The organism is uncultured Veillonella sp. (assembly GCF_963551295.1).
Taxonomy (GTDB): Bacteria; Bacillota; Negativicutes; order Veillonellales; family Veillonellaceae; genus Veillonella.
On record NZ_CAUVFT010000023.1, the window covers coordinates 24,385 to 34,927 of the forward strand.

Annotated in this window: 10 protein-coding genes and 1 tRNA gene; all 11 read left to right on the plus strand. The window is 37.4% G+C overall.

The window, feature by feature from the left end; all coding sequences use genetic code 11:
• Positions 1-107: 107 nt before the first annotated feature.
• Positions 108-1,136 carry an AraC family transcriptional regulator gene (locus tag RYO55_RS07145; protein ID WP_314984841.1) on the plus strand — a complete coding sequence of 343 codons (1,029 nt, stop codon included), beginning with the start codon at positions 108-110 and terminating at the stop codon, positions 1,134-1,136.
• A gap of 383 nt (positions 1,137-1,519) precedes the next feature.
• The gene (gene ttdA / locus RYO55_RS07150) at positions 1,520-2,422 is read left to right on the plus strand and encodes a L(+)-tartrate dehydratase subunit alpha (protein WP_295817085.1); all 903 of its coding nucleotides are present in this window, start codon (positions 1,520-1,522) and stop codon (positions 2,420-2,422) included.
• Entirely contained in the window at positions 2,422-3,033 is a 612-nt protein-coding gene (gene ttdB, locus RYO55_RS07155) for a L(+)-tartrate dehydratase subunit beta (RefSeq protein ID WP_314984843.1), read from the plus strand. Before ttdA ends, ttdB begins: the two co-directional genes overlap by 1 nt.
• Positions 3,034-3,310: 277 nt before the next feature.
• Positions 3,311-4,981: a formate--tetrahydrofolate ligase gene (locus RYO55_RS07160; protein WP_314984844.1), complete on the plus strand. Its 1,671-nt coding sequence runs from the start codon at positions 3,311-3,313 to the stop codon at positions 4,979-4,981.
• A gap of 159 nt (positions 4,982-5,140) precedes the next feature.
• Positions 5,141-5,758, plus strand: a complete 618-nt coding sequence (locus RYO55_RS07165; RefSeq protein ID WP_314984845.1) for a cyclodeaminase/cyclohydrolase family protein — start codon at positions 5,141-5,143, stop codon at positions 5,756-5,758.
• A gap of 172 nt (positions 5,759-5,930) precedes the next feature.
• Entirely contained in the window at positions 5,931-7,259 is a 1,329-nt protein-coding gene (locus RYO55_RS07170; RefSeq protein ID WP_295817100.1) for a nucleobase:cation symporter-2 family protein, read from the plus strand.
• 215 nt (positions 7,260-7,474) lie between these two features.
• Complete coding sequence (locus RYO55_RS07175; RefSeq protein ID WP_008601479.1) at positions 7,475-7,915, plus strand: MOSC domain-containing protein; 441 nt, start codon at positions 7,475-7,477, stop codon at positions 7,913-7,915.
• A 26-nt stretch (positions 7,916-7,941) separates the two neighbouring features.
• A complete protein-coding gene (moaA, locus tag RYO55_RS07180) occupies positions 7,942-8,907 on the plus strand; it encodes a GTP 3',8-cyclase MoaA (RefSeq protein ID WP_295817104.1) in 966 nt (321 codons plus the stop codon).
• A gap of 1 nt (position 8,908) precedes the next feature.
• Positions 8,909-9,211 carry a hypothetical protein gene (locus tag RYO55_RS07185; RefSeq protein ID WP_314984846.1) on the plus strand — a complete coding sequence of 101 codons (303 nt, stop codon included), beginning with the start codon at positions 8,909-8,911 and terminating at the stop codon, positions 9,209-9,211.
• Positions 9,212-9,294: 83 nt separating this feature from the next.
• Positions 9,295-9,370, plus strand: a tRNA-Lys gene (locus RYO55_RS07190).
• Positions 9,371-9,656: 286 nt separating this feature from the next.
• Positions 9,657-10,543 (plus strand): Dyp-type peroxidase (locus tag RYO55_RS07195; protein ID WP_314984848.1); only part of this gene is annotated, 887 nt, incomplete at its 3' end.

Consider the following 10,543-nt stretch of genomic DNA (forward strand, 5'->3'; position numbering starts at 1 on the left):
TGGTAGAGGTCTTTCTATATTTGCATTATCTCTATTAGAGAAAATTGGCTTTTAAAATATGGTACTCAATAAATACTATTTGATTTTCTAGGGAGTATGCAATTGTTATGGATTATTTTTACTATACCTATAAACACAATCATATAGATTTTAATAGTGATATATATAAGGTTAGTACATATCATTACAACTGGCACAGTGGTGTTGAAATCCTAATTTTGTTAAAGGGCAGAATTGATATGAGTTGTAATAGTGAGGTTTTTACAATGGAACCGCTTGATGCTATTATTATTTCGCCTCAAGTAGGTCATGCTACGTTGGCCTTAGAGGAGGATACGACAGCTCTTGTTATTCATGTAAGTAAGGAGTTTTTCCAATACTTTGATCCTAATTTTGGAATGTATCAATTTGTATTGCGCTCAGATAAAACTAATCGGTATAATCAATTCTTTGCGTCTTTACGTCATCATGCAGCACAAATGATGTTACTAATGGTGAGTGGTGAAAGTCCTGATCGTCAATTATGCTTGGAGAGTCACTATTTATCGTTGACTAGTGATATATATCGTGAAATTGATGCGGTTAAGACTATCCCTGTACATACAAAGCCTGCTGATATGACCGTAGCTACCTTTGATAAAATGATTGCTTACATTGATGAAAACTATCAGCAAAAGATTGAGTTAGAAGATATTGCCAAAATTGGCGGTTATAATGTGAACTATACATCTCAGTTTTTTAAACGCCAATTAGGTGTTTCTTTTCTTGAATATGTTTTGCGTTTGCGGTTGCGAGAGGCAACAGTACGTTTGGTCAATTCTAATGATGGGGTTGCACATATTGCAAGCAGCTGTGGGTTTGCAGATATTAAAGCCTTTAATGTAGCTTTTAAGAAACATTTCCATACGACGCCATCAGAATATCGTAAACAAGCAAAAGAGATGGGGCGTAAAACAAAACTACATGATTGGAAGGAAATTATCTCTACTCAAGAAAATGATATTATGGAAATCTTACAATCTTGCGTAGCCTATAGAGATGATTCTGTATATAGTCTTGAATTAAAGCAGGCTAATCAAAAATTACAGGACGTTAAGGAACAACTTGAGAGTGTTGTTAGAAAACTATCATCTTAATTTATCTAGCTTCAATGCGGTGATAATATGGCGTAAACTTTATAGCGTTATTTTTCCAATTTTAAAAATATACAATCATTAGGTATAGGTGATTTTGTATATATCATAATAGTAAATAAATATATGGTAAAAGAGTATTACTTCAGATAAGTAGTGCTCTTTTCTTTTTTTATATGGGCGAAATTGTATATTTGATAATATTAGACTCTATAGATTCGGGTGATTTTATATAATTCTAAGGTCCTTGTGCCAATAAAACAAACTTGTAAATTGGATAGTTATATCTCTGAAAAAGAGTACAATGTAATTAGTGATAGGTACTAAGGTTATAAATAGACAGTATTATAGAGTTCTAAATAGTGAAGTCCTATAGGAGGTTTACGATGAGTACGAAGGATCAACAAGTGCAAGAAATGACAAATAAAATAGCTAACTTCATTTCTTATATGGCAAAGGTATTGCCTGATGATGTACAAGAAAAAATCCATGAATTAGCTAAGGATGAAAAAAATCCTATGGCTAAATCTATTTATGAAACAATGCAACATAATATGGATTTAGCAGCTCAGCTTAATCGCCCTTCATGCCAAGATACAGGTGTATTACAGTTTTGGGTAAAAGTAGGTTCTAACTATCCCCTAATTGGTGAGCTAGAGGAAATCTTAAAAGATGCTACATATAAAGCTACACAAGAAGCTCCTTTGCGACTAAATTGTGTGGAAACCTTTGATGAATTTAACACTGGTACAAATATTGGTTTGACAGCACCTTATATTCACTGGGATATCATTCCTGGACGTGATGATGTAGAAATTTTTCCATACATGGCTGGTGGTGGTTGTTCTTTGCCAGGTTCTGGTAAAACATTAATGCCAGGCGAAGGTTATGAAGGTGTTGCTAAGTTTGTTCTCGACTTGATGACGAGCTATGGTTTAAATGCGTGTCCTCCACTTTTAGTGGGTGTAGGGATTGCTACTACTATTGATACTGCGGCTGGTTTATCTAAAAAGGCATTAATGCGTCCTGTATCTTCAAAAGCACCTAACGAAAAAGCTGCTTATATGGAACAATTATTAGAAGATGGAATTAATAAAATTGGTATTGGCCCTCAAGGTATGGGTGGGGATAAAACTGTTTTAGGTGTGAATATTGAACATGGTACACGTCATCCATCTGTTATTTCTTGTGCTGTCAGCGTAGGTTGTTGGAATCATCGTCGAGGCAATCTAGTATTTGATAAAGATGGTAATTGCACAGTTAAATCTCATAAAGGAGTGACACTATAATGGCTAAGAAAATATTAACTACACCTATTCAAAAATCTGATCTAGAAGGAATTAAGCCAGGCGATGTGATTTATTTAACTGGGTATATTACTACTACTAGAGATATGGGGCATCGCAGGGTGGTGGAAGAAGGTCAAACGTTACCAGTTGACATTAAAGATGGTGCTATACTCCATGCAGGACCAATTATTCGTACTATAAGCGATAATGAGTTTGAAGTTGTGTCTGTAGGACCTACTACATCTATGCGGATGGAAAAATTTGAGTACGAGTTTGTGAAAAAAACAGGTGTACGCCTTATTGTTGGTAAAGGCGGGATGGGATCAGACACAGCGCGTGCATGTAAAGACTTTGGTGCACTACATTGTGTATTCCCAGCGGGGAACGCAGTTCTTGCTGCTACAGAAGTTGAAAAGGTAGAATCTGCTAATTGGCGCGAACTTGGAATGTGCGAAACTTTATGGACTTTTAAGGTTAAAGAGTTTGGACCTCTTATTGTATCTATTGATGCAGAAGGCAATAATTACTTTGAAGAAAAGAAAATTGAATATAACAAGAATAAAGATGAAGTATTGGAAGAAATCTATAAACACGTAGGTTTCATTAAATAATCTTGTACTTAACGAGAAGCCTTAATGTAATCTACATTAAGGCTTTTTATATACTGAGTTTAATGGTGCGTAAATTGGTATTATATATTAGTCAAAATACTTAATTTGTTAATGATTAGTATTAGACATAAGGACTACTTTCATATATAATAGATTACTGTAGTTGTACAAATATACATTTACAGTAGACATTTAATATTAAATACTAAATATTAGATAATAAGTTTATAATAGTTGTTATATAGTTGATAGATGGCCATGGTGCCGAGGAGGCTTTATGTTAAGCGATATTGAGATTGCCCAACAGAATACAATGGAGAAGATTCAGGTTATTGCTGATAAATGTGGTTTAACACCTGATGATATTGAACAATATGGTCATTATAAAGCGAAAATTTCCTTTGATGCTATTCGCCGTTTAGAATCTAAGCCAGATGGCAAATTGGTTCTTGTTACAGCTATTACTCCAACACCGGCAGGGGAAGGTAAATCTACAACGAGTATCGGCCTTGTACAAGGCTTACAAAAAATCGGTAAAAATGCTATCGCTACATTGCGTGAGCCATCCTTAGGGCCTGTATTTGGTATTAAGGGTGGTGCGGCAGGTGGCGGTTATGCTCAAGTTGTGCCAATGGATGATATCAATCTTCACTTTACAGGTGATATGCACGCTATTACAGCGGCTAACAATTTATTATCCGCTATGATTGACAATCACATCCATCAAGGTAATGAATTGCAAATCGATTTGCGTCAACTATCCTGGACTCGTGTACTAGATATGAATGACCGTGCTCTTCGTAATGTAACGGTTGCTCTTGGCGGTAAAGTGTGTGGTTTCCCACGAGAAGATCACTTTATGATTACTGTAGCTTCTGAAATCATGGCTATTCTTTGCTTAGCTAAGGATTTAGAAGATTTAAAAGAGCGTTTTGGTCGTATTATTATCGGTTGTAACTTAGCAGGTGAGCCTGTTTATGTTCATCAACTTGGATGCCAAGGTGCGATGGCTCTCCTTATGAAAGATGCTATCAAGCCGAATCTTGTACAAACATTGGAACATACACCAGCTATTGTTCACGGTGGTCCATTTGCGAATATAGCTCATGGATGTAACTCCATTGTAGCTACAAAACTAGGGCTTAAACTTGGTGATATCGTAGTTACTGAAGCCGGCTTTGGTGCTGACTTGGGTGCTGAAAAGTTCCTTGACATCAAATGCCGATACGGCGATATTTTCCCAGATACAATCGTCATCGTAACTACATTACGAGCTCTTAAAATGCATGGTGGTGTACCGAAACAAGAGTTGAATACAGAAAATGTTGAAGCCATAACTAAAGGTTTCAGTAACTTGCAAAAAGCGATTGAAAACATGCGTTACTTTAATGTGCCTGTATTAGTGGCAATCAATAAATTTGCTAGCGATACTGACGCAGAAGTTGCAGAGTTGACTCGCTTGTGTGATGAGTTTGGCGTGCCTGTAGAACTTAATGAATGTTGGGAAAAGGGCGGCGAAGGCGGCACTGATATGGCAAAAAAAGTCGTAGAGTTACTTGAAGGTCCTAAGCCAGTACCTAAATTCGTATATGATTTGGAAGATAGTTTAGAGGATAAAGTTAATAAAATCGTTAAAACTATTTATGGTGGCGATGGAGTTATCTTTACGGACAAAGCCAAAAAGCAAATTAAACAATTAGCAGATTGGGGACTGGATCGTTTGCCTGTATGTATGGCGAAAACGCAATATTCCTTATCTGATAATCCAGCATTATTAGGGGCTCCAACAGGATTCACTATTACTGTATCCGATATTCGTGTTGCCAATGGGGCAGGCTTTATTGTTTGTCGTACAGGTGATGTAATGGTAATGCCAGGCCTTCCTAAACGCCCTGCTGCTCTTAATATGGATATTGAAGCAGACGGCACAATTAAAGGCTTATTTTAATAGATATTGTTTGTAGTAGAACGTTTCTTAACTGGAGATTTATAGTGTCTGCTATAATTAGTTATATTTTTTATTGTGTTCAATATTTGTAGATTTTTATAGTAATTACAAAGCGATAATAAGACATATCTTGTTATCGCTTTTACATGAGGCCTTGTTATGAAATTAGTGGAACAACGAGTGATAGATTTTGTGGCTGCTACTGCATCTAAAGAGCCAACGCCAGGTGGCGGGGCTATTGCTGCCTTAACAGCTGCAACTGGGGCTGCATTGGCCGAAATGGTTGCGAACTTAACCTTTGGTAAAAAAGGTTATGAAGAGGTTCAGACCGAAATGGAGGAGCTTCAAGTTAAAGCAGAAGAGATTCGCGAGCGCATGCTTGAATTATCTCAAGCTGATGCGGATGTATTTAATATCTTTATGAACGCATTAGGATTGTCAAAGAATACAGATGAAGAGAAGGCTATACGTACAGCGGCGATTCAGCAAGCTTACAAAGATGCTGCCATGGTACCCTTTGAAATTGGAGAATTAGCGAATCAAATATTTGATTTAGCTGAATTAGCATCTCAAAAAGGTAACCAAAATCTAATAACAGATGGTATTATTGCAGCCATTAATGCTCGTGCCGCCGTGAAAGCAGCATTCTTAAATGTAAGAATTAATCTATCTGGTATTAAGGATGAAAACTTTGTGTCTGATGTGTCAGCTAAGATGCAGGCTATTGAAAAAGATCTAGATGCTAAAGAAGCGGCTATTATAGGCTTGTATAAATAAAAACACTTTGGACTGAATGATGTGTACCAATACACATAAAATGTTCGGAAAATATAAAAAGAGGACCTGTTACATGATATAAAAATAATGGGTTCTCTTTTTCTATTGTTATAATCCGAACGATAGTGTAAAATAAATGGGTAATATTTCGAGGTCTTATGTAGGAGACATTATGACAGATCAGAACCCAATAAATACAGTCGATAGTATGTTGCCCATACCACAGCTCTTTGCCTTTGGTTTACAGCATGTACTTGCCATGTATGCTGGAGCTGTTGCGGTACCGATTATCGTGGCACAGGCGATGAATTTACCGGTAGAGGATTTGATTCGCCTTATTACAGCCGACTTGTTTACCTGTGGCATTGCGACCTTAATCCAAACATTAGGCTTTGGCAATATAGGTGGGCGTATCCCTATGATTCAAGGTGTTACCTTTGCATCTGTCGGACCTATGACTATGATTGGGGCACAGCATGGTATGACTGCCATTTACGGTGCCATTATTGTAGCAGGTCTATTTACTTTTATAGTAGCTCCATTCTTTAGCCGTCTAATTCGACTGTTTCCCCCTGTTGTAACGGGAACAATAATTACTCTTATTGGGATTAATTTGATGCCAGTTGCCATTAATTGGATGGGGGGCGGTGTAGGAAATCCAGAATTTGGAAGTTATACGAACATAGGACTTGGATTTCTTACGTTCTTAATTGTTGTTTTTGTATACAAGTTTGCTAAAGGTTTCTTAAGTAATCTTTCTGTATTAATAGGTTTGATCGCAGGCACAGCAATTGCCTTTGCAATGGGTGTTGCTAATTTTGATGAAGTTGGTCGATCTCAATGGGTTGCTTTCATTGAACCATTCTATTTTGGTTTGCCAACCTTTGACTGGGCTTCTGTATTATCTATGATTATCGTCATGCTCGTTGTCATGGTAGAGACGACAGGTGATAGTATTGCTATTGGTGAAATTGTGGATAAGCCAATAGGTCGAAAAGAATTAGCTTCTGTTATTCGTGCCGATGGTATCTCTACTTTAATAGGGGGAATTCTTAATAGTTTCCCATATACAGCCTTTGCTCAAAATGTAGGACTTATTGCGGTTACAGGTGTTAAAAGTCGCTTTGTAGTAGCTGCATCTGGAGTAATCTTAATTTTGTTAGGTTTATTCCCTAAGTTAGCCGCTATTGTTGCTAGTATTCCTAATGCAGTACTCGGTGGTGCTGGCATTGCTATGTTTGGCATGATTGTTGCTAGCGGTATTCGCTCTCTTGGTAAGGTTAGTTTTGATGGTAATCATAACTTAATGCTTGTTGCCATTAGCATTGGAGTGGCTATGATTCCCATTGCGGCACCAAACTTTTATGCTAATTTCCCTGATTGGGCACAAATTATTTTAAAATCTGGCATTACTTTTGGTAGTATTACGGCAATCTTGCTTAACTTATTACTCAATGGTGTTAATCATGGCGATGAAATTCAAGAAATGGGTCGTCGCTAAATAATACATACGAGAACTCTATTCCTATAGAATAGAGTTCTTTTTAGTGATTAAATTCACAGGGAAAATGTATGAATACTATGCTATAATATATAGATAATTGTAGAACTGTTTTGTGATACTTTCATAAAATAGGAATACTAGTCTGTATTTACAATTAAGTGTTTATAAAAAGTTATGTATATGGAATGTTCCCATAAGAAGGGAAGGGGCACGTGGCAGACGGAAAGATTATTGCTATCTCCATTAGTGAGAAAAAAGGGCAAAAAAAACATAATATTGAATCCGCCAATCTCATTGTAGATCATGGGATGGAAGGCGATGCACATGCAGGCAATTGGCACCGCCAAATCAGCTTGCTTGGCATTGCGAGTATTGAACATATGCGGGCACAAGGGGCAGATGTAAAACCTGGTGATTTTGCTGAAAACATTACAGTAGAAGGTATGGTTCTTTATGAATTAGCTGTAGGGACTCACTTACAAGTAGGGGCTGATGTTATTCTTGAAATTACTCAAATTGGCAAGGAATGCCATCATGGTTGCGAAATCATGAAACAAGTTGGTTCTTGCATTATGCCTACACAAGGTATCTTTGGTAAGGTTCTTAAAAACGGTACGATTCGCGTAGGTGATGAAGTATCTATTATTAAATAATTTTGAATTGGTAAACGAGGTGTGTTATGAAAGACGCATGGGGCCGTACAATTGAATATGTACGTCTGTCTCTGACAGATGCGTGTAATTTTTGTTGTCCCTATTGCCGACCTGCAGAAATTACGCCTCAAAGTCAAACACAACTATTGTCTGTTGATGAGTGGATGAAAATATTAGGAGCTTTCCATCATATTGGTGTGAAAGCAGTACGCCTCACAGGTGGTGAGCCATTACTCTATCCTCATATTGAAGAGCTACTAAGTCGTATCAAAGAATCAGGTTGGTTTGAAGATATCTCTATGACTACCAATGGTAGTTTATTAGCCTCTCGAGCGCAACGGTTGAAAAAACTTGGCTTAAATCGGGTGAATATTAGCTTGGATTCCCTTGAAACCGAAGCTTTTGCTACCTGTGTAGGTAAAGAGGGGCAGTTGGAGTCTGTTCTCGACGGTATACGTAGCGCTATTAATGCTAACTTTAAATCCGTTAAGATTAATACCGTTTTATCTCGTTATTGGTCCGATGATGAAGTTAAGGCTTTGTTGCAGTATGTAGAGAAATGGCCTGTTGTATGGCGGTTCATTGAATACATGCCGTTTCAAGGTGACGCATTCCATGGCCCTACCTTTGATGAATGGAAGGCTCAATTAGAACGCGTTAGTGGTGGATCTCTCACAGAGGTTCATTCTGTTTATGGCTTTGGACCAGCTACATATTTGGCACTGCCTAGTGGTAAGGCTGTGGGCTTTATTTTTTCTATGTCTCATAGTTATTGTGATACCTGCAATCGTGTGCGCCTTACATCTGACGGCCAAATGCGATTGTGCTTGTTGCGAGATGATGAGGCTGACCTTGTATCGCTCGTGCGCAATGGTGCCTCAGAAGAGGCTTTAGCTAAGCATATTGAACGTGCTTTGCAACGAAAACAAGAACGACATGATGGTATAGGCATGGAGCAACCAGAACGACCAATGTGGCGAATCGGAGGGTAGTATGGGATTTTTTGATTTTTTAAAACCAAGATCAAAGGAAAATATTGAATCATGCTGGCCGGGCGAAAAGATGCTTCAAGTCCATATAGAGTATAATACACAAGAAACCCTATTTACTTATTTTGGTCGTTATGGTTTACAGTTTAGCGTTCCTAAGTCTAACTTAACGAATGTTATTGTTAAAGAAGTAAGCCGCACTCATAGTGTGCTTCAACTATATAGTGGTGAAGATTGCGTCGGGACTAGTGATTTGCTCCCTACTGAGGCCTGTAATATTATGAAAGATTGGGTATTACAATATTAATAATATTAATGTTGATATTTTATAGGAGTGTAATAAATATTCTTTACATTCCTATAAAATAGGCATATAATTAGTCATATCATGGACCACTAGCTCAGCTGGCAGAGCACCTGACTCTTAATCAGGGTGTCCAGGGTTCGAACCCCTGGTGGTCCACCAGAGTAAAGAACTCACATTTGGTGTGAGTTCTTTTTTTGTAAATAATTTTTATTTACCTTTTATATATCTTTTTAGACTTTACATATTTATTTACATGGTTAATATACGTTGTGGTTTAATCTTATCTTTTCCTAAATGAGTAGTCATTGCTGTAATTAAGTTTATGAATTTTGACATTAACATTAATAGAATACGACATTGATACAATATAATATATTTTATAGACAGTAAAATTATAATAGCTTATGATGGTTGTATAATAGTTTTTCTCATTAGGAGGTAGCAAATGGCAGTAGATGTTTCTAGAACACAAGATGTGTATAAAGATGCTGGCCAAAGTGTCAACTTCACTACTTTGTTATTAAATCGTAAAGATCATGAGGCAGAACTTGAAGTGATTCAAGATATGGCAGATCGTATTCAAGCCATTAAACGTTCTGTTAGTATTCGTGCTAATGGTGAAGGATTGGGCATTGCTTTTGGCTTTAGCCGTAAAGCCTGGGGTTATTTGTTCCCTAATGCACCGGTACCAAAAGAGTTAGAAGATTTTCAAGGTATAAAAGGTGATAAACAAGACGTACCAGCTGTTGCAGCTGATTTATTCTTGCATGTTCGCTCCAATGATGAATCTGTTACTTATACTGTAGTGGATCAAATTATGGAGTTCTTACGTCCTATTACATCTGTGGTAGATGAAACTCATGGCTTCCACTACGAACAAGGTCGTGCGATTATTGATTTCGTTGATGGTACGGAAAACCCCGTTGGGCAAGAGGCTGTAGAGTGGGGCGTTATTGGTGATGAAGATCCTGAATTCACTAACGGCTCTTATGCATTTGCTCAAAAATATGAACATGATCTTGATGCATGGCGTGCGCTTCCTACAGAAATGCAAGAAAAATTCATTGGTCGTCGTAAATTTAGCGATATTGAATTAGAGGATGATGAAAAAGATCCGGCAGCTCACAATGTAGTGGCTCAAGATAATCGCGATGATGAAGAGCATAAAATCGTTCGCATGAATGTGCCGTTTGCACAACCCGGACAAGGTGTACGAGGTACATATTTTATCGGGTATGCTCGTTACTGGGATGTAACGAAAACAATGCTTACTAATATGTTTACTCAAAATGATAAGTTGTTAGACTATTCTAAACCGATTACAGGCATGTT